Raw genomic sequence first — 22732 nt, forward strand, 5'->3', positions numbered from 1 at the left:
TTTTAGGAATGGATAGTATATAAAAAGCTTTTGGATGGTCTAAATCTTCGGTTTGATGTTTCCAGCTCGAAATTACAATCTGATATATGGATTTCTTCAGAAGAAAATACTAGAGGGGAATTAACGGCAATTACAGTAACAATAAAATCGAAATTATCACAAATAAATGAGGATTTAAAGGAGTTAAGATTAACTCTATGCCTGATATAGAATCAAGTAGAAATTTTTGTAGACGGTAACCGTAAATTCACTGGGTTTAATATCGCAGTTGATAAACACGCTCAGGTTCCCGAGTTTGAAAAATTTGGGGTTGAATATACAAGGATATGGGCCTGTAAATGTTGTACAAAGAATAGATTAATTATTGGAAAGGGTTTAAATATTTTTTTCAAAACAAACGTTTTTCCTTCTGCTTCAGTAGGATAATTGGTACTGGTGGATCATTTAAAATTAATGCAATATAACCAGCCATCTTATAGAAAAACTTATAATCTTATTGATAAAATCCAATCAAATAGATAAGGAGAAAATGGTGTCTGTTTCATTGGCAGATTTATCTCACAAGAATAATTTTACCGCTGTGCGTTCCTTTTTCCAGCAGTCGATGAGCTTCTGCCGCTTCTGAAAAAGGAAGGGTTTTAAAGATTACAGGTCTGAATTTTTTAGATTCTATCAAAGGCCAGACATATTTCTGTACTTCTTTTGCCAATTGTTTTTTGAATTCATATTCTCTGCTTCTGAGTGTGCTTCCGGAAATTGTAAGGCGTTTTGTCATTACTTTCCAGATATCGAGATCGGTATGGCTTCCATCAACTGCATTGATATGGATCAGTCTGCCTTCAGGCTTCAGAATATTGATGTTTTTGGCCAGATAATCGCCGCCAATCATATCCAGAATAACATCAACGCCTTCCTTTTGTAATTCATCCTCGAAATCCTGAGTTTTATAGTTGATGTAAGAATCAGCGCCCAGATTAAGACAGATTTGACCTTTTTCCTCAGAACCAACAGTAACAATCACTTTCGAACCTAAAGCGTGCGCAATTTGAATTCCTGTAATACCAATTCCACTGTTTCCGCCATGAAGTAAAAATGTTTCCCCGGGCTGAAGTCTTCCCCTCTGAAAAACATTGGACCAAACCGTGAAAACGGCCTCCGGGAGACTTGCTGCTTCGGCAAAATCAAGGCCATCAGGAATCGGAAGACATTGCCCCTCACGAACACCTACAAATTCTGCATACCCACCGCCCGCTAAAAGCGCACAAACTTTGTCGCCGACGTTGAAATCTTTTACTTCCGGTCCGCATTTGACAACTATTCCGGCAACTTCCAAACCTAAGATATCGGCGGGAGTACCTTCTGGAGCAGGATAATTGCCTTCACGCTGAAAAACATCCGAACGGTTGAGACCGGCTGCTTTTACTTCTATTAAAACTTCGTCTCCATCAATTTTAGGAGTTGGATACTCTTTTAATTGTAAAACTTCGGGAGCTCCATATTTTGTGATTACGATTGCTTTCATTTTTTAATTTTAATATTAGCTTAACTGCAAATTTTCTTCCAAATCAGTTTGTGAGTAACCTCTCGGAAATTGCTTATGAATGATTTTTCACTTTCAAGATGTAAGAACCCATCTCTAAAAATAACTATCCGATTTTGTGTTTGGCCTGTCCAGTTTGGAAAAAGTGAAACTTTTTCAATGAGTTCAACTAATGTCCAGGTTCCGATAAGTTTTTCAAATAATGTAGTTTCCATAATCTCTGATAAATAAAATGAGCGTACCGAAACACGCTCATTGTTTTTTTTGATTAAATTAAAAGGGCTGATTATATTTGCCTGTCAATGCTTTGTTTTCGATGCTTTTTGCAAAATTGGGCGTTTCTTCGTGATTGTGTGCATCGGAAGCGGCTTGTCTTGATGCAGCTGCACTTGCCAGGTCGATGCCGTGCTCTTTCAAATATTCGAACATTTCCGGAGTTGCAGTGGCGTGAATTTCATTGGTGTACAAAGTGGTGTTATCATCAATTTTTGTCGCTTTCAGTTCCCATAAAACCTGAACTTTTGTTCTTCCGTTTTTTGTAATCGAATCAGAGATTGATAACATTCTGCAGTAATCCGGGCGATACACTGTGGCAACATAATGCTGAACCATTAAAGCATCTCCGATTGTTTCAACATTTAAAGAAACCGGTTCGCCATCAAAAGTGGTAGAAATAGCTGCTCCGATGTGCTGTGTTGAGCATCTTTGATATTCAGCATCAGGTAAGTTTAATAACCAGTCTGCGATGTTAACTTTTTCGAATGGTGCATTGATGATAGCAGTTACACTTGAATGAGACAATGCATTTTCTGGTGTTTGAGTAATTTCCATAATGTTTGGGTTTTAATGTTTGTATTAATTTGATGATGTAAAACTACTATCAATTCAATGGAAAATCATTTGGAGTTCGATGAACAGGCAAATCGAGTCGTTGACTATTATGAATGCATAGCTTAACCCAAAAATTATACAAATTTTGATTAGCATTTAGTGATTGAAGCACAAATTTTGATAATAAAGTCTCTGAAACTTACGCTATATTTGTAAATCACTGCTGCAAAATGAAAAATATACCTAAATTATTAGTTATTTTAATATTGATTTGTTGTAATTCTGACAAAATTTCAGAAAAATCAATAGATTTAAATAACAAAGCTGTACATTCTCTTCGTTCTGATAAATATTCTGAAGCGTTGAAGTATTCTGAAGAAGCTATTCTGGCAGACAATAAAAATTTTCAGGCTTATCCCATAAAAGCACAAGTGCTTATTAAACAAAACAGATTTCATGAAGCCGAAGAAACAATTCAAAAGCAATTGAAAATAAAGCATGACTTTGCTGAAGGTTGGACTTTTAAAGGTTTAATCAATAGTTTAAAGGGAGACCAGATACAGGCAAATCAGGATTTCGAGAGAAGAAGTGTTCAGTTATTTGAAAATAAGTGGAAAAATAACATACACGCTTATCAGGCAATGATTTTATAAAAAAATGAGTAGAGAAGAACTTATTAACAAAACGCTGACAGAATAATAGCCATAAACTGATTTTAAATGAAAAAAAGAATTATACGAAATATTCGGATTGGAGTAATACTCGCTTTACTCCTGCTGATTGGGAGTTCTATCGCATCTTATATTAGTATACAGAAACAGACGGAAAATAGGAAAAGTCTTTTAAAAAGCAAGGAATCCATAAGTTTAGTGAAAGATGTTTTAAATTCCCTCTTAGATGCAGAAACGGGGATCCGCGGATATCAGCTTACCGGTCATGAAAGTTTTCTTGAACCTTTCAAGATGAGTGAGAAGAAATATCCGCAGCTTGTCGCTGATAAAAACAGGCTGGATCTTAAAGATAAACATCAGATTGCGCTTATTGACGAACTTATGCGTACTTCAGATATCATGATGAAAGGGTACGCTTTACTCATTGAAAATCGTAGAAAAGGCATATTAATGACCAGGGAAGAACTTGTACAAAATAAGATCGCTATGGACAGGTGCCGCGCGTTGGTTCAGCAATTTGTAAAATATGAGGAAGTTCAGCTGGCTATTAAAAACAATGATCTTAACAAGTCTTCAAGGTCAACCGTTTTGTTTATTATTTTCTCAGCAGTTGCAGCCATTGCAGTTACCGTTTTCTTTTACATGCAGGTAAGATCTGATCTTATTCGCAGGGACAGATTAGAAAAAGATTTGTTTTATACGAAAGAAATTCTTGAGCAAACCAGCGCTGTGGCACAGGTGGGAGGCTGGGAAGTAAATCTGAATACCGGCAATCTCTTCTGGTCAGAGAGTACCAAAGAAATTCATAAAATAGATAATGATTTTCATCCGGATTTTGAAAACGCCATAGAATTTTATAAAGAAGACCACAGGGAAAGAATAAAATATTTTTTTGACAGGGCCGTGAAAGAAGGCATTTCCTTTGATGAAGAGTTTCAGTTGGTCCGTAACGACGGCGTTACGATATGGGTAAGAGTAAAAGGAATCCCGGAATTTGAAGATGGAGTATGCAACAGAATTTTCGGAATTATTCAGGATATTGATGCCTATAAAAAAATGTTTCTGGAAATTACCAGAAAGGAAGCCATGATGCAGTCTTTTGTAACCGATGTCCCGATTCCTTTGGCTATGTTTGATAAAGATCTGAACTATGTTTCGGTAAGCAACAGATGGAGGGAGGAATTCAATATGAATGATAAAGACCTTATCGGAAATAATTTATTTACGATATCTCCTAATGTTCCCGAAGAAAGAAAAGAAATATACCGCAATGCCTTGATGGGAAAAACCTACGTCAATGAAGATTTTACGGCAAAATTAGATGATAAAGAAGAACTTCAACATTATGATCTTAAAGTAGGACCCTGGTATCTTACGGAAGAGGAAGTGGGTGGTATAATCATTTCCGTACAGAATATTACCAATGCCGTACTGGTAAATGAGGAGCTGAAAAATGCCAAGGAAATAGCAGATATTGCAAACAAGGCAAAATCTGAATTCCTGGCTAATATGAGCCACGAGATCCGGACTCCTTTGAATGGAGTTATAGGATTTTCAGATCTTCTGCTAAGAACACCGCTTAGTGAAACACAGACCCAATATCTGAACTATATCAATGAATCGGGGGAAAATCTTCTGAATATTATTAACGATATTCTGGATTTTTCTAAAATAGAGTCCGGGAAAATGGAACTTTTCATTGATAGAACTGACGTCTATGACATGCTAAGCCAGGTAATTAATGTTATTCTCTATCAGTCCCAGAAAAAAGATATCGAGCTTCTTCTGAATATTGAGCCGGGGCTTCCAAAAACCCTTCTTATTGATGAATCAAGATTAAAACAAATTCTGATTAATCTTTTGGGGAATGCTGTGAAATTCACAGAGAAAGGAGAGATCGAGCTAAAAGTGGAGAAGTTAAGCATGAATGATAAAAATATATCGTTACGCTTCTCTGTAAGAGATACAGGAATCGGTATTCCTGTTGAAAAACAGAAATTTATTTTTGATGCATTCACTCAGGAAAACAGTTCCATCAGTAAAAAATATGGCGGAACAGGCCTCGGACTTACAATCTCAAATAATATCCTGGGATATATGGGAAGCCATCTCTCGCTGATCAGCGCACCGGAAGAAGGTTCTGTGTTTTTCTTTGATATTGAAATTCCTTACGAAATTTCTGAATTGAGAGAAGAAAACGATCTCATCATCAAAAAGGTCTTGGTGGTAGATGATAATGAAACCAACAGAATTATTCTGGAGCACATGCTTGCCTATAGGAATATAGAATCCACGCTGGCTGCCAACGGAATGGAAGCCTTGGAGATACTGCTGAAAGGTGATCGCTTCGATGTGATCCTGATGGATTATCATATGCCTATCATGTCCGGGTTGGAAACCATAGATAAAATAAGAGAACTGTTTAATCAGCGAAAAGAGATTTCTCCATTCATCATACTTTCTTCTTCCTCGGAAGAGATAGAGGTAATTACTTCAATTCGGGAAAGGGAAAATTCTTATTTACTTTTAAAGCCGGTCAAATCAGATGATTTATATAAAACCTTGCGAAAGGTGGCTCATACTAATATGGTAGAAACTATTCAGGATGAGTCCGAAAAAGATTCTTATTCTTTTACCCGGGAGCTTGAAGTTCTTTTGGTCGATGATAATCCGGTAAATATGGTGCTCAATAATAAAATGATCCATTCAATGATTGTTGATGCTTACATTACGGAGGCTGTCAATGGTCTGGAAGCTTTGGAAGAGTGCCGTAAGAAACAGTTTTCTATTATTCTTATGGACGTACAGATGCCAGTGATGAACGGTATAGAAGCAACACAACAGATACGAATGCTTCCTGCATATCAAAATACACCTATTATTGGAGTTACAGCTGGAAATGTATTGGGCGAAAAAGAAAAATGTCTGGAAGCTGGTATGACAGACTTCCTTCCCAAGCCTCTCCGCCAGGCCGACCTTCAGGAAATACTCAAAAAATATATCAGTGCTAATGCCAGTGATGATAAAAGTGCTGACGCTAATCATTATACAGAAGATCAATCAGAAAAAAAGCCAGAAAAATACATCAATATCAAGATGCTCAACGAGCAGATTGGTGATGATGATGATTTTAAGGAAATGTTCCTCGATCTGCTGATCCAGCAACTTGCCCAGGCAGAAAATAATATAGAAAGGGCGGCAGAAGAAAAGGATATTGCAGAAACACGGATTGTCCTTCATAAACTTAGAGGTACCTCAGGAAGTGCCGGACTTTTTAAACTTTCGGAATGTGCTCTGAAATGGGAAAAAATAACGGAAGATCAAATGAATTTTTCTTTGATGAATGGTGAAATAAAACAAGAAATAAAGCTGGGATTAAGTGCCATTAAAGATTTTATGAAGTAATTATTGTAAAAGCAGTAATATACTTCCGAAAGTTTATTCATGAAGTTAGGTTTGTGGTACGCTTTTCAGTGGGATGGGCATGACATATAGTTCCTATTTTTGTATTTTCGTGTACCGAAACTTTAAGCAACAATGAAGGATCCAGTACCTACTTTAAATTTTGAACAACTGATTAATGTACTTTCTTTCACAAATATGGCTACTGCTGTACATGTTGGAGAAGATGCAAGGATTGAATTTGCAAATCAGGCAATGTTAGCCATTTGGGGCAGAGGGCCAGAGGTTATCGGAAAAGGCCTTGGAGAAGCAATGCCCGAATTATCAGATCAGCCATTTATAGAAATGTTTGCAAAAGTCTGGCGCGAAGGCATTACCATTTCGGGAAGAGATACACCTGCCGAAATATTGGTAAATGGCAGAATCGATACTTATTACTTTGATTTTGAGTACCGTGCCATAAAGGATGCAAACGGACGTGTAATAGCTATATTGCACACCGCCACTGATGTGACCGAGCGCTATCTCAACAGACGCGAACTGGAAGAGGCCAGCCAGAATAAAAAATTACTGATCCGTGAGCAGTCACTCAATGAACAGCTTGCAGCAGCAAATGAAGAATTAAGTGCGATCAATGAAGAACTTCATGCCGGCAGGGAAGAGCTTTCAAGAATGAATACCGAGCTGGAGCATGTTGTGGAAGATCGTGTGAAAGCATTAGTTGAGAGTGAAGAGCGTTTTAGATCAATGGCCGATAATACAGATGTCCTCATAGGTGTACGTGATGAGACAGGAAAGCTGATTTATTTTAATAAAGCATGGATACAACTTAGCGGACGAAGCAAAGATCAGCTTATTAACATGGGATGGCATGATTTGATTCATCCTCAGGATAAACAAAAATTTTTAGAAATTCATCAGCAGGCATTTGCCCGACAAGTTTCATACAGTGCTGAAATACGACTATTTGGATCAGATGGATCTTATCATTGGTTGCTAAAAAAAGGAACACCGAGATTTCTTTCTGATGGTAGTTTTGCCGGCTTTATCAGCTCTTGTGTTGATATTACACCGCTAAAACTAAGTGAGCAGAAACTGCAGGATATGAATGAAGAATTAGCAGCCTCTAATGAAGAGTTTGCTGCTCTCAATGAAGAGCTTGCAACAACCAATGAAGAACTTGCCGAATCCAATGAAGAGTTATTACGAAGTGAAGCGAGATTCCGGAATCTGATAAGACAGGCGCCAGTTGCTATATGCGTAATCCGGGCCGGAGATCTTATTGTTACCGAAGTGAATGACGGCTATCTGGAATTGGTCGGCAAATCGAGAGAGCAGTTAGAAAGACGTTTGATTTGGGACGGTGTGGCTGAAGCTGCTGAAGTATATTCGCCGATCATGCAGCAGGTAATTACAACAGGAGTTGCCTTTCACGGAAGAGAACACGAACTCATTTTAAACCGAAATGGCGTGGATGAAACTGTATTTGTCGATTTTGTTTACGAACCGGTGACAGACCTAAAAGGTAAAGTCATATCAATCATGGTGGTAGGAAATGATGTGACGGATAAAGTACTGGCAAGAAGGCAGATCGAAGATGTTGAGGAGCGTAACCGTCTTGCTATCGAAGCAGCCGAGATCGGGACCTATGAATTAACTTATGCAGATCAGTCTGTGATTGGCTCTAAGCGTTTTGATGAAATCTTTGGAATAACCAGTCCTGTTTCAAGGGCACAGGTGCTTGCGACCTATCACCCTTTGGATCTTCATCTTAGCGATCAGGCTCACGATATTGCCCGAAAAACAGGAAAGCTTTTTTATGAAACCCGTATTGTGCTTGCAAATGATTCTGTAAAATGGATTCGTCTGCATGGAAATGTTCATTACGATGGCGAAGGTAATGTGAAAAAGTTACTTGGTACTGTGATGGATATTACCGCTTTAAAACAAATCCAGCAGCAGAAGGACGATTTTATTTCGATTGCCAGCCATGAGCTTAAAACACCGCTTACCAGTTTAAAGGCTTCTTTACAACTTCTTGAACGAATGAAAACGACCCCGACAGCTCTGCTTCCGAGGTTAATTGATCAATCTAACAGAAGTATGGAAAAGATTTCTGAGTTAGTAGAGGAATTATTAAATGTGACCCGAATAAATGAAGGTAAAGTCATGCTAAACAAAAAGAAGTTTGATTTGGCACATCTGGTGGAAGAATGCTGCTCGCATGTTATACACCTAGGAACTCATGAGCTGGTGGTAGAAGGTGAACGAAATCTGGAGATTATGGCAGATGAGAACAGAATACAGCAGGTTATCATTAATTTCATTAATAATGCCATTAAATATGCACCCCAAAGCAGACAAATATTTCTGGCCATTGAACACATCAGCGACTCGGTTAAAGTTTCAGTCAGAGATACAGGTCCCGGTATTCCGGCAGATAAATTACCGTATCTGTTTGAGCGATATTATAGGGTAGATCCTAAGGGTATACAGGCTTCAGGACTAGGCTTAGGATTGTATATCAGTGCGGATATTATCGAGCGTCATGGCGGAAAGATCGGCGTTGAAAGTGTCGAAGGTAAAGGAAGCACTTTCTGGTTTACGCTGCCTGATCAGGTTGAGCCGGTGGACGAAACATTTTGAGGCATTATGAAGATGATGGAAGGAATTTAAAATAGTTGAAAAAGTATACATGACAAGAAACCGTGTTACTCTTGTAATGAGATTTAATAATTAAATTTTGATTTTTCCTGGATAATAAAGCTAATGAATGAACAATAATAGAAAGTCGATTTACAGCGCTCTTGCTGCTAATGTATTGATTGCGCTAACGAAATTCATTGCGGGAGCATTTACAAATAGTTCGTCCATGATCTCAGAAGGTATCCATTCAACGGTGGATACGGCTAATCAATTGCTGATACTCTACGGCTTAAAAAGAAGTAAAAAGTTACCGGATCAATCGCATCCCTTTGGATATGGTAAAGAACTTTATTTCTGGTCTTTTGTCGTTTCTATACTGATATTCGGATTAGGTGGGGCATTGTCAATATATCAGGGTATTTCACATATTATAGAGCCTGAATTGATGAAAAATCCCTTCTGGAATTATATTGTACTGTTTCTTTCATTGATTTTTGAGGGCACATCTTTTATTATTGCCATAAAAGAATTTAACAAGACGCGTAATGGTTTAGGATGGTGGGATGCTATTATAAAAAGCAAAGATCCGTCGAGTTTTCTCGTTGTTTTTGAGGATGGCGCAGCTGTTGCCGGGCTTATTATTGTTACGGTATTGATGGCATTCAGCCACTCCCTGCAGATGCCTGTATTAGATGGCCTGGCATCCGTAATTGTAGGATTGTTGCTGGTTTTTGTTTCCCTTATTCTGGCCCGGGAAAGCAGGAGCTTACTAATGGGCGAGGGAATCGCTCCTGAAACCAGGCTGAAAATTTCTAAGCTGGTTGAGCAGGATGCTGCGGTGATAAAAACAAAAAATATACTTTCAACATACCAATCACCGGAAGAAGTCGTATTAATGCTTATCGTTGATTTTCAAGATCATCTTGATACCGATGATATCACCGAGGCGATCGTACGTATACGTAACCATATTAAAAATGAATTTCAATTCGTACGATATGTTATTATCCAGCCGGAATAAAAAGGGTTATTTATGAATTTATTTAAAGAAATTGGAATTTAAAAATATTAAATGTTTAAACTTTAGTAAAATGATTTCCAAGATATTTGTATAACCTCTATTTTGTTCAGGTACAATACAATGTTAAGACTTATAATAGAATGGTCAGTTATAACAAACAACCCTGAAGTATCAATACCTCAGGGCTGTTTATTATTGATAGATATCTTTTACAAATCTAATGTTGGTGCTTTTCCAAATTTCTTTTTAAAGGCATGAGAAAAATGGGACAGGCTCTCAAATCCAAGATCGAGATAGATGGAAGACGGTCTTTTATTTTTACTTTCAATTAAATGCCGTGCTTCATTCAATCTTTTATCCTGCAACCATTTCCGGGGTGGCATTCCAAATGTTTTCTGAAAATCCCTCTTAAATCCGGAAAGACTTCTTCCCGTCAATTGAGAAAATTTTTCGACCGGAACATTGAATTGATAATTACTGAGCATAAATCTTTCAAGATCTATTTTATAAGGCTCTGAGAAATCGAACAGGAAATTATGAAGCTCCGGCAAGGCAAGAAGCATTAATTTAATACCTTCTTTCACTTTTAAAAGTCCCAGTTCATCCGTCATCGCATCACCGGAGCTTCTGGCATAGGGCACAATGGATTGGAAATAGCCTTTCAGGAACTCATTATTTGGAAGAATAAGATTGGGAAAACTGGTATATTTACCATCAGCTTCTATTTTCTCTTCCAGGGCTATCTTTCGCATAAGATCTTCCTGGAGCGATATGACGATCGTTTCATAATGTCCGCCAGGCTCAGGAGTCTTAGTAAGCGTTCCCAATTGATTTTTGTGAATCAGTAAAACCTCTCCGGCACTAATAATGAGATTCTGCTCAGAGGTCTCAAGGATCATCTGACCCGAAACCTGCATGACCAAAGTGTGATGATTCCATATGCAGGCCTTTTCTTTTCGCTCTGAAGAGAGGTAAGAATAAAATATTACGCCGGGAAGGATTTCTGCTGGACTTTCCATTTATCTTTGAAGGTAGGTGCCGCCTCTTATGGAACCTATTGCAAATGTACTATTTAAAATATTCATCTCCTCACTTGTGAAAACAATTTCCATGGCAGCAATGTTCTCAGGCAGTCTTGATCTGCGGCTCATACTCACCAATGGCATGATGTTGTCGCCCTGTTCTTTTACCCAGGCAATCGCGAGGTGTGTGGGTGTGACACCTTTATTGTTGGCCATCTGTTTCAATACTTCAACTTTTTCAAGATTATGAACAAGGTTCTCACCCTGAAAACGGGAGAAGTGGTTTCGGTAGTCATCCGCTGCGAGAGGAGCTTGCAGATCGCCGGTCAAAAGACCTTCCGCGGTATTCGCAAAAGCTACGACACCGATTCCTAGTTCTCTGGCGGTAGGTAATAGATCGTTTTCTATCTGACGGTCTGCTAAAGAATAAGCGATTTCTAATGCACTGATCGGGTAGATGCTGTTGGCCACGCGAAGCTGATCCGATGTAATCTCTGATACTCCAATATGACGCACTTTTCCTTCCTTAACAAGGTCGGCGATCGTTCCAATGATGTCTTCGATGGGCACGCTACCATCCATTCTGCTTGGCTGGTAAAGGTCAATCGTCTCAATTCCCAAGCGGGTAAGAGAATAGGTAACGAAATTCTTGATTGCTATCGGACGAAGATCCATCCCAATCCATTGACCATTGTAGAAAATAGCTCCGAATTTCACACTGATGAACGCGTCGTCTCGTCTTCCCTTGATGGCTTTTCCAATAAGCATTTCATTATGGCCTGCACCATAAAAATCTCCGGTATTCAGGAAATTGATGCCACTGTCTAAAGCCTGATGGATGGTTGCAATACTTTCTGTTTCATCAGGTGTCGGACTGCCCCAAACTGATGACATACGCATACATCCCAAACCAAGTTCTGAAACTAGAGGTCCATTTTGACCCAACTGTATTTTCTTAATTGTTGACATTTGATTTATTTTAATTTGATAAAGGCAAAGTTCAGTTTTTATGGAATACGCTACTTTAGTGTATGGTTCAATTTACTTGCTTATACGGTTCAAAGAGATAATTTTGGTATAATGAAATTAAGTATTTAATAAACTTATCGATCTTAATTTTTAAACTTTACTGATTGATTTTGAATTTCTATATGATACAAATCGTATATTTTTGTTACTGACTATATGAAATAATATAGGTTAAAAATCAGATTGCTTTACTTAAAATTTGCGTCTGGTAAAGTATTGATTATCAGTGATGCTTGTCATTGTTCGAAAACCTCTCGACGTTTCGGACAAAACCTTTCGACGTTTTAGTCAAAACCTCTCGACGTTTTACCTAAAAGATGCCGACGTTTTATATTGAAGCTGTAACGACATAATTTTGCTATAAACATTATCTAGGTGAATGGCTACAAGAATATAAAAAAACATGAAAAAATATATTATACTATTACTTATTAAATAAGTTGAGTAGTTACATTCATAAAATTATTCATAAAATGATACTCCTGAACTTCATTGCTGCTGCTATTGCTGATTCTGTTTAATTAGAAAAGATGAAAGTAACGTAAGATATTCGCAGCCAATTCTTAAATGTCGGTTTATTAAAAAATACTCTATTTCAACACATTTTATTTTTTAGTAATATTGACAATCGAATTTAGTGATTAGGAAAAGTTCTATGAACAAAAAGAAAGGTTATTCAATTCAGGAAGTTATAGAGTACAGGAAGCTGAATTGGTTTCATTCTAATGATTTTATCTATCTAAAGGAAGTGCCGATCAATTTTGAATCTTTCTGGATTCAGCCAGAGTATTGTTGCTTTGCGATTATTCACAGCGGAAAAGTTGTTATTGAAAATGAAACGGGTGGCCTTGAGACGGCAGAAAAAGGCAGCTTTATACTCTTTAAACCGTCAAGCACCTATAAAATCCTGGAGATTCTTCCCGGTACAACCGGTGCGGGTATTCTTTTCAACAGAAATTTTCTGGTCAGTTTTTCAGAGGATGTGTTTTATCTGCTGCATAATTCTTTTATAAACACTTTGTCAGCACACGTGATAGGGCTTCAAGCTGCTGATTATTCAAAACTTACGGTTTTATTTGCACAGGTATTTGAATTGTTGACAACGCTAACACCACATCAGTGGAACTATTCCGCCAAGGGGCTTTTTCTCACGTTAGTAAACGAAACAGATGGCATTCTTCAGCACTATAAATCCAATCGGTTGTTTGCCAATGCGGAAGAACAGCAATTGATTTCCAGTTTCCTGCACCTTTCGTCTGTGCACTTTATACAGCACAGAGAGGTCGCTTTCTATGCCGGAAAGCTTCATATCAGTGTTGGCCACCTGCATCGCACGATTAAAAAAGTTCTTAATACAACTCCTATCAATATCCTGCATAAATCCGTTTTACAGGAGGCTAAACAGTTATTGGCTTTTTCTAATAAGAACATCAGCGAAATTGCCGATATGCTGCAGTTCGGCTCAGTGCATTCATTCAGTAAATTTTTTAAAAAACATACGGGTGTATCTCCATCCCATTACGTTAATGCCGATTAAAATATTTTGTCATTTTAGGAAACAAAATAATCAGAATTGGACAAACAGACATCCGTTGACGATTGCGATCTTTGGAATACTCTTAGCAGAATAGCAAACATGCCCGGTGCAGACATTTATTTCTAAATATGTTAGAATGACATCTTTCCGCTCAGTTTGTTAGCTGTAATAGGGAAATTTTCTAACATAAAATTGTAACTGTCATGAACCAAAATGAAATTTATTCCATTCAGGAACTTTTTGAAACCCAGAAAAAATATTCTTTTAAACAACGCCTGACAACAGCGGAAGAACGTATCGGTCTGCTTCAGAAATTAAAAAATGCATTGCCCGACATCTACGGAAAGGTAATTGATGCTTTATCTAAAGACGTTGCTAAGCCGGTATTTGAAATACAATATATGGAACTGGCCGGGTTGCCCGGGATCATAGATGGAATATGTGCTAATCTCGCCAAATGGATGGAAGCGGAAAGTGTTACTTCTGCTATGGACAAGACTGCGTCCCTGGAAATCGTCCCGGAAGCGAGAGGCGTGGTGCTGGTAATCGGGCCATGGAATGTACCGTTTTTTCTGGCTATCGAACCCATGATTACGGCACTCGCGGCAGGTAATTGTGTGATGATAAAGCCATCTGAATTAACGCCGTACACAAGCCATGTAATTGCAGAGTTTATTCCGACTGTTTTTCCTCCGGAAATCGTTTCTGTAGTAGAGGGCGGCGTGGAAGAAACAACCGAACTGCTGAAGTTACCTTTTGATCACATTTTCTTTACGGGAAGCCCAAATGTAGGAAAGATCGTAATGGCTGCGGCTGCAAAAAACCTGACCACCGTAACGCTTGAGTTGGGAGGTAAATCACCTGTTTTTATTGACGAATCCGCAGATATGGAAAGGACAGCAGCGTCCATTATGCACAAAAAAACAATTAATGGTGGCCAGATCTGTATCTCTACAGACTATCTGCTGGTACATAAAAGCCGTGAAAATGAATTACTGGCCGCCTTAAAAAAATATACTGAAAAATATTATTACGCCAATGGCTCTTTCAACGGAAAAGATATGTCACATATCATCAACCGGCATAACTACGACAGACTGAAAGGATTATATCAGGATGCTTTGGATAAAGGCGCACACGTAGAATTTGGCGGTGTATTTCATGACGATAGTATTCAGATAGAGCCTACGGTGATTACTCATGTTTCTTTAGACAGCAAGATCATGCAGGAAGAAATTTTTGGTCCGCTGCTGCCCGTGTTAACCTACGGCAACCTGCAAGAAGCGATTGATTATGTGAATACCCACTCCAAGCCGCTTGCACTCTATATCTATAGTCAGGATCAAAAGAACATCGACAAAATAGTAGCGGAAACATCGTCGGGCGGAGTTACAATTAATGATGCCATGCTGCACGCATCCGACTACAGCCTGCCATTTGGCGGTATCAATGGAAGCGGCATGGGTGCTTATCACGGCGTCTACGGTTTTCGTGAACTGAGCCACCTCAAACCTGTTTACAAAGCGGGTAACGGACCTTTAGACGAAACATTGCATCCCCCTTTTGCCGGTAAGGTTCAATCGCGGAAAGAAAGAGCTCTGTCTTAGCCAATTCTCTTTACAATAACTTAAAATTTTTTTATATGAAAGCTTCATTAGTAGAAGGATTAGGCGGGGTATTCCATACCGTTGACATCGAAATAGATTCTCCGAAAGGCATGGAAGTCCTGGTTTCCATCAAAGCGTCGGGATTGTGCCATTCAGATCTGCATATACGGGATAAAGGCTATGGCTATGCGTTTCCTGTTATTTTAGGTCATGAACTTGCGGGTGTAGTAGAAGCGGTTGGTGATGCCGTTACCGAATTTAAAGTTGGCGACCATGTTGTTGGCTGTCTGATACAGTATTGCGGGCATTGCCGAAATTGCCTTCAGGGGAAAACTTACCTATGTGAGCATCCCGAAGAGACATTGAGAAAAGAAGGAGAGGGTGAACGGATTTTTTTGAAAGATAAAGCCACAAAACTAAACCAGATATTCGGATTGGGCGGGTTTGCCGAAAAAGCACTTGTCCACCAATATCAATTGGCTAAAATACCTGACGAAATGCCATTCAAGCAGGCTTGTATTTTGGGATGTGGAACAGTAACAGGAGCCGGTGCGATTATCAATACGGCGCATATCCGTCCGGGCGATTCGGTCGCTATTATCGGTACGGGAGGTGTTGGCCTCAATGCGATTTCCGGTGCTAAGGTCGCGGGAGCCACTACCATCATTGCAATTGATATTGCAGATGACAAACTGGAATTCGCCAAAAAATTTGGAGCAACACACTTGGTCAATTCTAAAAAAGAAGATCCAGTTGCCAAAGTGAAAGAAATTACAGATGGAGGGGTTGATGCGGCTTTTGAAGTCATTGGATTTAAAGTTACATCGGAACAGGCCTTTCACATGACGCGCAAAGGTGGCGGCGCGTATATAATCGGAATGGCCAAACCAGGTACTGCTATTGAAGTGGAATCCATTGAAGAATTGATGGGGCAAAGTAAACATTTGGAAGGGGTGATCATGGGATCTACCAACCATAAACGCGATATCCCGATGTACGCCGCATTATACTTGCAGGGCCGGCTCAATCTCGATGACCTGATCTACCAGGAAATATCCCTCGACCAGGTTCAGGATGCGTACGATCAGTTAGCAGAAGGAAAAATTATAGGAAGGTCTGTAATTACGTCTTTTTAAAATACATTTTGCAGCTATACAAATTTTAAACTTAAATAATATCGATGGCTGGTTAATACGACTTTTTGTTTTTTGAATAAAAGTTATTATTGACTGCCGATAACTTACCAAAATAGTCCATCTTATGATGCAGTACCGTATTAAACTTATACGCTACAAATTTTGCAGGTAACCGTCTCACCATTGAGGCGGTTTTTTAGGCAATATGTATTTGAATTAACCAGAAATATATGGAGTAGTAAGGAACTAATGATAAACTTGCGCGACAAAAACTCCGGCAAGGAATTTTACCCAAGCTATGTAAGGCAACTCAAAAGATAAAAGACTGAAGCAGAATCTCTAACTCGAAAATTGATTGTAACAACTCTGGAGATACATTTAATTTCAGAACCTGGCCGGGTTAAAACCGTTTGACACCTTATATCTATCATTTAAAAATCTGAAAAAAATAGTTTGAATTTAAACTAATTAATGTATATTTGTTGAAATAGAATATGGTCATTTGCCATCATATAAGCATAATCATCATGCAGAATTTCGCTGACATCTGACTTCTTCAACCAGGAAAAATTTGAGCGATTATGAAAACAATTCTGATACCGGTTGACTCAACTGCCACAACCGAAAATGCCGTTTTATTTGCAGCACAATGGGCTCAAGAATATGGCTATGATCATATCATTCTGATGAAAACATATGATTCTGTATTTGATTACATCAACATTTCGGAAGGTTACGCACTGGTGAACGAAGAAACGGTCAACAGGATCCATGAAAACAACGAAGCATTGCTGGATCACCTGGAACACTTAGTTAAAAAAACAGGTTTTACCACCAGGGTATCAAAGGTTACGAGCTCTTTTACCATGTTGCGCAGCATCAATAATTATCTCAAAGCAGACAACACCATTGAGCTGCTTGTTCTGGGAACTGAAAATCGGGCAGGCAGCACCAGCAGCACTGTTTCGGAAAATATTATCAGTATTGCAAGGACAAGCCGGGTTAAGACCTTAATTGTTCCCGAAGGGGATCATTATAAAGAGGTGTCCAATGTTCTTATCCCGTGTGATATCAGCCGGGCGGATCACCTGGAAAGACTGTCAGATTATAAGTCTTTTCTAAAAAACCGGAACCATCATCTGATGCTGCTTTATATCGATACCAAAGGTGACAAGGATACCAGGGATCACAATAAGGAGATTTGGGAAGATTACGTGAATGACTATTTAAAAAATATACCTTACAGCATCCATTATTCTTTCGGTAAAGAAATCGTACGAGGAATATTGGCTTTTGCAGCGTCTCACCACACGGACCTTATTATTGCCTTGCCCGGGGAACACAGTTTTCTCTATCATATGGCCAATCGCAGTATTTCGGAGGCAATCTATCAGAATGTCAGCCGTCCTGTGCTGATCTTAAAATAGCCTTCAGTAACATATTCAAAACATCAAATTTAATCAGATCAATGAGATGAAAGATCAGGAAGTGAATGAACGCAGGGATACAAAGGAAACAATCCTCAAAAGTGCTGTGAAGCTTTTTTCCAGAAATGGTTATGAGCAGACGAGCATTCGTGATATTGCAAACGAAGCCAACATCAACTGCTCCATGATCAACTATCATTTTGAGAGCAAGGAAAATCTTTTGGTCACGATACTTCAGGATCTGTATGTCAGCATAGCTTCAATTGATGAGCTGAGCGAAAATAATACTGAGGAAAAATCGCAGCTCGAACATTATATCAGATCTTCGGTACAGGAACTATTCAGGCTGGACGGGATATCGCTACTTTTTATCAGCGAGCAGGTTCACGCCTCAACGCCTAAAACCAGACAATTGATTACCCAAATGGAACAGGCTCATTTCTACAGGTTTTGTAAGATCATGGACACCCAGCGTACCCAACTTAAGGTTAAAAACTCCGATCGCGACCTTTTATACCATTCGATCTTTGGATTGGTCAAGCAGATGATCATCAAAGGAAGAAGGCGTGAGAGATCACAAAAACATACTGAAAAATGTACGGTTGATGATATCATGGATTATATCAACAAAAATATCCTTTGATCCAATTATGTATAAGATTTTTGAATCGGGCACAAGCAGATATACCAAAATATAATCTCTTATTTGAAAACATTTCTCAGGATCTAAGATAATTTATAACCTTTCATGCTGTTGCCTCTCACCATCTTTCGCAACATAATGATACGTCGGATATTAAAATTGCCATAAGAATGGGTGAATATGAATATCAGTACCGGAACGATCAACCAGCAGAGTGAGCCCAGCACGATCTTTGAAGAGGCCATCATCGCATTGTAGTTAATATTTTGGTAAATGCCCATTCCGTCCTGTATATTCCCACTATCCAGGTAATTGGAAATATCACTGAGGCTCTGCCATTGTCCCTGGTAAGTTGCCCATCCTACCAGCGCAGAACCTACAGCCGTGGATATTGCTGATCTTATAGGTATCAGCACAGCCATTATTCCCAGCATCTTTTCCTGTGAAAGGCCAAGCACCGTATAAAACCATATTCCGATAAAGAGCGTTGCCATCCCCAGGCCTTTAATGATCATGGTGTATTCCAGATAGCGGATGTCCATCTGAGGCTGGATCAAAAGATACAGGCTTAAGGTATGTAAGAAAAGGCATACAAAACCGAAACCGATATAATATTTGACCGGCCACTGGTATTTAAATCCGAACGATGCCATGATTCCCGCCATGACAATTCCCGGAAGCATCCATAAGTTGATATCTGCATTGATCAGGTTATTATACCCTAAAATTCCCAAAGTGAATTGTGAAAATGCGGTAGAGCTTCCCAGGTATATTCCCATAAACAATAACAGGATGGTTCCGTGAATGACATTTTTATGCCTGAAACATTCAAAATGGATCATTTTTCTTTTCAGGAACTTCTGCCTGTAGATCAGCAGCAAAAACAGGATCAGGCTTAAGGCTAACGATCCGGTGATATACGGTGAAGTGAACCACGCCTGCTGCTTCATGAATATGAAGAAATAGACAAGCAGCATGTATGAGGAAGCCAGCATGACTAACGAAAGCCAGTCGATCTGGTGAAGCGGCATTTTGAAACTGAATCTCTGATTATGCTGAAAGATCAGTGAAAGAAGCGTTATGAGCAGCATTAATCCTGTCATCAGAATGTATGGCCTTTCCCAGCTGCCATTATAGACAAGGCTGGAAAAGCAGTACCCCGACAATTGCCCGAATCCTATGGAAAGCGGGTAGAATACAGAATAGAACTTTCCGCGGTCACCGGTAGGGGTGATCATAAACATGACCGGCAACAATATTTCGATCATGGGAAACATTTTGAGAAAGCCTATCAGAAAGCTGCACACGACCAGCACCCGGGGATCTTCGGTGGTCCCGCACATATAAGATAGCAGAGCCAGCAACAGTGAGCACACCACAATGATCTCTTTGCTGCGAAAACGCATCTTGACACGCATCATGATCATGATCGAAAGTCCCATACCTACAGAACCGGCATAAAATGCCAATGAGATGTATTCAGGATAGACCGACATGGCCCCATAGAGATCAGAGGCAATAGTCGTATACGAGCCCGAAATCGCCATCATGGGAAAAAGAATGATCATCATAAGCAGCAGCATCACCGGCTTGGGTACCCAATGGGCAAATGGTCCTTTGTTGTACATCTTCTTTATTTTATATTGATCTCAACGTTCATTCCTGCACGGAGTTTCTTTAGCTCTTGTGGCGGATTGTTCTTGGTAAATTCGATGCGCACCGGGATCCGCTGCTGAACCTTAACAAAATTTCCCGTTGAATTATCGACAGGCACAGCGGCGTATCTGGCTCCTGTTGCGCCGGAAATTGCTGTGATCTTTCCTTCAAATTCTTCACCATCCAAAGCATCAACCTTAATGTTTGCCAAACCGCCTATCTTAATATTGCCCAGCTGTTTCTCCCGGTAGTTGGCCGTTACCCAAATGTTGTTGATATCCACAATGGTTGCGACCTGCTGACTTGCATTCAGCAACTGGCCGACATTCACCGTTCTCCTGCCCATAATTCCGTCATGTGGAGCAGTAATGACGGTGTAAGACAGATTAAGCTTTGCCATCGCCAACGCATTGGCCGACCTCTTGATTTCAGCATCATTAAGCCCTAATTTGGATTGCACTTCCCGGACGGAAAGCTCGCTGGTCGTTCTCGAATTGATGACAGACTGGTACTGCGCGATCTGGGCTTCCAGCTGAGCCTTCTGTGCTTCATAATCCGTTTTTATCTGTTCGAACTGCTGCCTGGTCACGGCCTCATCATTCAATAGATTCTGGTATCTCTTAAAATTCTGCTCCGTATTCCATAAACGGGCTTTCACAGCATCGATGTTGGCCTTGGCAGCTTCTACATTCGCACCAACAGTATACACATTATTGGCAGCCGTTTTCACTGAGGTGGAAGTTGCATTTCTCGACGCTTGTGCTGACATGTAGGCGGCTTCCGCCTGTCCGAGCTGGGTCCGGATCTCCCTGTCATCCAGGATCAGCAGGGTGTCGCCTTTCTTTACATATTGGTGTTCAGTGAAACGTATCTCTTTGATATAGGCGGATACCCGGGTATTGATGGGATTGATGTAGGATTCGATCTGGGCTGCGTTGGTAAACTTATCGTTACCTACATTAAAATAGGATCGTACAACAAAGTAAAGACCTCCCAGGACCAGTGCGAGTATCAAAAGGTTAATGATCTTCATACTGTTTCCTTTCTTCTTTTTCTTAGACTCATGCGGGGGGTGCGATTTCTGTGTATGATGTTCTCCGCTCTTAGGGTTTTCAGGCTGATGATTCGCTGTATCTTGTGACATTTTATTTCTTTTTTTTGTTGAATTATTTTAAGCTTCCGCTTTCTCTCAGCAGTTTATAGTAGGCATAGACGATATTGATTTCTGAGTTGGCGAACTGAAGTTCAGCATCCAGTTTGGCATTACTCGCATCGATCAGATCAAGTAATATAGCCAGCTGATTGTTATATTTGCTGTTCATGATCCGGTAATTTTCATTCGCTAATCTCCTGTTGGTTTCAAGGGCGATATTCTGTGTGACGGATTCATTATACCTGATATAGGCCGCGTTGATCGCAACATCGATGGCCTTCTCGGTCTCATTGACCTGAGCAAGAGCTTTATCTTTTTCAAGCCTTACCTGTTTCAATTTTTTTGGTGTCTTGTATAAAGCATCGATGTTAAAATTCAGCGACAATCCACTGCTCCAGCCATTGGAATACATATCCAAAGCTGGTATGACGGTAGTGATGGGTCTGGCAAGTTTATTGCCTGCAAAAGCCGACAGCGTTGGAAGCATTTCTGCCTTAGCTATTTTTTCGGTCAGGTTATAAACATCGACCGCTTTTTTAGTGATCTGCAGGGAAGGATTAAATTTCCCATATTCTCTATAATCGCTGATGGACAATGCTTTTGGGGTATTTTCAAGAAGCGTCTCGTCCGGCAAGATTTCTGTTGTCTCTGCTAGTCCCAAAGCCGTCGTCAGTTGTTTGTTGAGGATCTGGCGGTTGTTGTCAACTACTTCTAGGGCCATGTTCAGATTGGATAGCTGCAATTCGCCCCTGATGACATCATTACGCGTTACCATACCCTGACTATAAAATTTGTTGATATTTTCCAGCCGTTGTTTGGCAAGCTTGATATTTTCCAGATATACGGACCGTTGGTTGGTCAGTTTGTAAAGGTCCAGGTAATATCCCAGCGTTAAAAGCTTGATGTTTTGTTCATTGGACTCATAATTCAATTCTGCCAATTCTGCGCGGAGTGACTGTACTTTGATATTGTTCTTTACAGCACCTCCTTTCCAGATCAGTTCGCTGGCGTCCAGGGAAAAAGTATTGCCGAAATGAGGCATTTCAACATTGGTAAAGTTTGAAAAATCTTTATTCATTATAAATGCATTGCCTATATAATATCCCTGAAGGCCTGCGCTGGCATTAGGGAGCCGCGCATCTTTTGCGATCTCTATATCTTGTTTTGCAATAGCGATATCAGCCTTAGATACGGCCAGATTAGGATGATTTTGCCGGACAAGCTCAAAAAGTTCCGGAACAGATATTTTTCTTGTTGTTATTTGCTGGGCGTTGATGCCAATATTAGACAAAATGCCTACAGCTAAAGCCATTACTAATGTTTTTATGTTCATCTCATTATTAATTCGTATTCATACTGTTTAAATTCAAACTATTTTAATATGTTTAAAATTTTAAATAGGCTCTTCAAA

16 protein-coding genes are annotated in these 22732 nt (G+C 39.6%); 9 read left to right on the forward strand and 7 right to left on the reverse strand.

Annotated elements, in window-relative coordinates; translation table 11 throughout:
- Positions 1–553: 553 nt before the first annotated feature.
- Positions 554–1522: an NAD(P)H-quinone oxidoreductase gene (locus BMW64_RS05540; protein WP_089999021.1), complete on the reverse strand. Its 969-nt coding sequence runs from the start codon at positions 1520–1522 to the stop codon at positions 554–556.
- A 291-nt stretch (positions 1523–1813) separates the two neighbouring features.
- Positions 1814–2371: a hypothetical protein gene (locus BMW64_RS05550; protein WP_089999023.1), complete on the reverse strand. Its 558-nt coding sequence runs from the start codon at positions 2369–2371 to the stop codon at positions 1814–1816.
- Positions 2372–2601: 230 nt separating this feature from the next.
- On the opposite strand from BMW64_RS05550, the gene BMW64_RS05555 reads away from it, so the two are divergent.
- The 4 genes from BMW64_RS05555 (at position 2602) to BMW64_RS05570 (ending at position 10111) form a co-directional block, all read left to right on the forward strand.
- Positions 2602–3024, forward strand: coding sequence for a tetratricopeptide repeat protein (locus tag BMW64_RS05555; protein WP_089999024.1), 423 nt, complete (start codon positions 2602–2604; stop codon positions 3022–3024).
- A 66-nt stretch (positions 3025–3090) separates the two neighbouring features.
- Entirely contained in the window at positions 3091–6447 is a 3357-nt protein-coding gene (locus BMW64_RS05560; RefSeq protein ID WP_089999025.1) for a response regulator, read from the forward strand.
- 132 nt (positions 6448–6579) lie between these two features.
- Positions 6580–9090 (forward strand): PAS domain S-box protein, encoded by a 2511-nt coding sequence (locus tag BMW64_RS05565; protein ID WP_089999026.1) that lies wholly within the window; start codon positions 6580–6582, stop codon positions 9088–9090.
- 127 nt (positions 9091–9217) lie between these two features.
- A complete protein-coding gene (locus BMW64_RS05570) occupies positions 9218–10111 on the forward strand; it encodes a cation diffusion facilitator family transporter (RefSeq protein ID WP_089999027.1) in 894 nt (297 codons plus the stop codon).
- A 209-nt stretch (positions 10112–10320) separates the two neighbouring features.
- On the opposite strand, the gene BMW64_RS05575 is transcribed toward BMW64_RS05570, so the two are convergent.
- A complete protein-coding gene (locus BMW64_RS05575) occupies positions 10321–11130 on the reverse strand; it encodes a helix-turn-helix domain-containing protein (RefSeq protein WP_089999028.1) in 810 nt (269 codons plus the stop codon).
- Positions 11131–12102 carry an aldo/keto reductase gene (locus tag BMW64_RS05580; RefSeq protein WP_089999029.1) on the reverse strand — a complete coding sequence of 324 codons (972 nt, stop codon included), beginning with the start codon at positions 12100–12102 and terminating at the stop codon, positions 11131–11133. It lies immediately after the preceding gene.
- A 715-nt stretch (positions 12103–12817) separates the two neighbouring features.
- On the opposite strand from BMW64_RS05580, the gene BMW64_RS05585 reads away from it, so the two are divergent.
- The 5 genes from BMW64_RS05585 (at position 12818) to BMW64_RS05605 (ending at position 18512) form a co-directional block, all read left to right on the forward strand.
- A complete protein-coding gene (locus BMW64_RS05585; protein WP_089999030.1) occupies positions 12818–13699 on the forward strand; it encodes a helix-turn-helix transcriptional regulator in 882 nt (293 codons plus the stop codon).
- A gap of 203 nt (positions 13700–13902) precedes the next feature.
- A complete protein-coding gene (locus BMW64_RS05590; RefSeq protein WP_089999031.1) occupies positions 13903–15306 on the forward strand; it encodes an aldehyde dehydrogenase family protein in 1404 nt (467 codons plus the stop codon).
- A gap of 35 nt (positions 15307–15341) precedes the next feature.
- Entirely contained in the window at positions 15342–16442 is a 1101-nt protein-coding gene (locus tag BMW64_RS05595) for a zinc-binding dehydrogenase (protein WP_089999032.1), read from the forward strand.
- A gap of 581 nt (positions 16443–17023) precedes the next feature.
- Complete coding sequence (locus tag BMW64_RS05600) at positions 17024–17869, forward strand: universal stress protein (protein ID WP_089999033.1); 846 nt, start codon at positions 17024–17026, stop codon at positions 17867–17869.
- Positions 17870–17915: 46 nt separating this feature from the next.
- Complete coding sequence (locus tag BMW64_RS05605; RefSeq protein WP_089999034.1) at positions 17916–18512, forward strand: TetR/AcrR family transcriptional regulator; 597 nt, start codon at positions 17916–17918, stop codon at positions 18510–18512.
- 83 nt (positions 18513–18595) lie between these two features.
- On the opposite strand, the gene BMW64_RS05610 is transcribed toward BMW64_RS05605, so the two are convergent.
- The 3 genes from BMW64_RS05610 to BMW64_RS05620 are packed head-to-tail and all read right to left on the reverse strand — an operon-like array spanning position 18596 to position 22633.
- Entirely contained in the window at positions 18596–20140 is a 1545-nt protein-coding gene (locus BMW64_RS05610; protein ID WP_089999035.1) for an MFS transporter, read from the reverse strand.
- Between the two features lie 5 nt (positions 20141–20145).
- Positions 20146–21312 carry an HlyD family secretion protein gene (locus BMW64_RS05615; protein ID WP_089999036.1) on the reverse strand — a complete coding sequence of 389 codons (1167 nt, stop codon included), beginning with the start codon at positions 21310–21312 and terminating at the stop codon, positions 20146–20148.
- A 22-nt stretch (positions 21313–21334) separates the two neighbouring features.
- Complete coding sequence (locus BMW64_RS05620; protein WP_228400849.1) at positions 21335–22633, reverse strand: TolC family protein; 1299 nt, start codon at positions 22631–22633, stop codon at positions 21335–21337.
- Positions 22634–22732: the final 99 nt, after the last annotated feature.

Source organism: Chryseobacterium taichungense (genome assembly GCF_900109935.1).
Taxonomy (GTDB): Bacteria; Bacteroidota; Bacteroidia; order Flavobacteriales; family Weeksellaceae; genus Chryseobacterium; species Chryseobacterium taichungense.

Bases quoted from the DNA above. Each gene is read 5' to 3' on its own strand.
- BMW64_RS05570 (WP_089999027.1), top strand. From the start codon at position 9,218: ATGAACAATAATAGAAAGTCGATTTACAGCGCTCTTGCTGCTAATGTA.
- BMW64_RS05605 (WP_089999034.1), top strand. From the start codon at position 17,916: ATGAAAGATCAGGAAGTGAATGAACGCAGGGATACAAAGGAAACAATC.
- BMW64_RS05595 (WP_089999032.1), top strand. From the start codon at position 15,342: ATGAAAGCTTCATTAGTAGAAGGATTAGGCGGGGTATTCCATACCGTT.
- BMW64_RS05575 (WP_089999028.1), bottom strand. From the start codon at position 11,130: ATGGAAAGTCCAGCAGAAATCCTTCCCGGCGTAATATTTTATTCTTAC.
- BMW64_RS05615 (WP_089999036.1), bottom strand. From the start codon at position 21,312: ATGTCACAAGATACAGCGAATCATCAGCCTGAAAACCCTAAGAGCGGA.
- BMW64_RS05600 (WP_089999033.1), top strand. From the start codon at position 17,024: ATGAAAACAATTCTGATACCGGTTGACTCAACTGCCACAACCGAAAAT.
- BMW64_RS05610 (WP_089999035.1), bottom strand. From the start codon at position 20,140: ATGTACAACAAAGGACCATTTGCCCATTGGGTACCCAAGCCGGTGATG.
- BMW64_RS05540 (WP_089999021.1), bottom strand. From the start codon at position 1,522: ATGAAAGCAATCGTAATCACAAAATATGGAGCTCCCGAAGTTTTACAA.
- BMW64_RS05560 (WP_089999025.1), top strand. From the start codon at position 3,091: ATGAAAAAAAGAATTATACGAAATATTCGGATTGGAGTAATACTCGCT.
- BMW64_RS05580 (WP_089999029.1), bottom strand. From the start codon at position 12,102: ATGTCAACAATTAAGAAAATACAGTTGGGTCAAAATGGACCTCTAGTT.
- BMW64_RS05585 (WP_089999030.1), top strand. From the start codon at position 12,818: ATGAACAAAAAGAAAGGTTATTCAATTCAGGAAGTTATAGAGTACAGG.
- BMW64_RS05550 (WP_089999023.1), bottom strand. From the start codon at position 2,371: ATGGAAATTACTCAAACACCAGAAAATGCATTGTCTCATTCAAGTGTA.
- BMW64_RS05620 (WP_228400849.1), bottom strand. From the start codon at position 22,633: ATGGCTTTAGCTGTAGGCATTTTGTCTAATATTGGCATCAACGCCCAG.
- BMW64_RS05565 (WP_089999026.1), top strand. From the start codon at position 6,580: ATGAAGGATCCAGTACCTACTTTAAATTTTGAACAACTGATTAATGTA.
- BMW64_RS05590 (WP_089999031.1), top strand. From the start codon at position 13,903: ATGAACCAAAATGAAATTTATTCCATTCAGGAACTTTTTGAAACCCAG.
- BMW64_RS05555 (WP_089999024.1), top strand. From the start codon at position 2,602: ATGAAAAATATACCTAAATTATTAGTTATTTTAATATTGATTTGTTGT.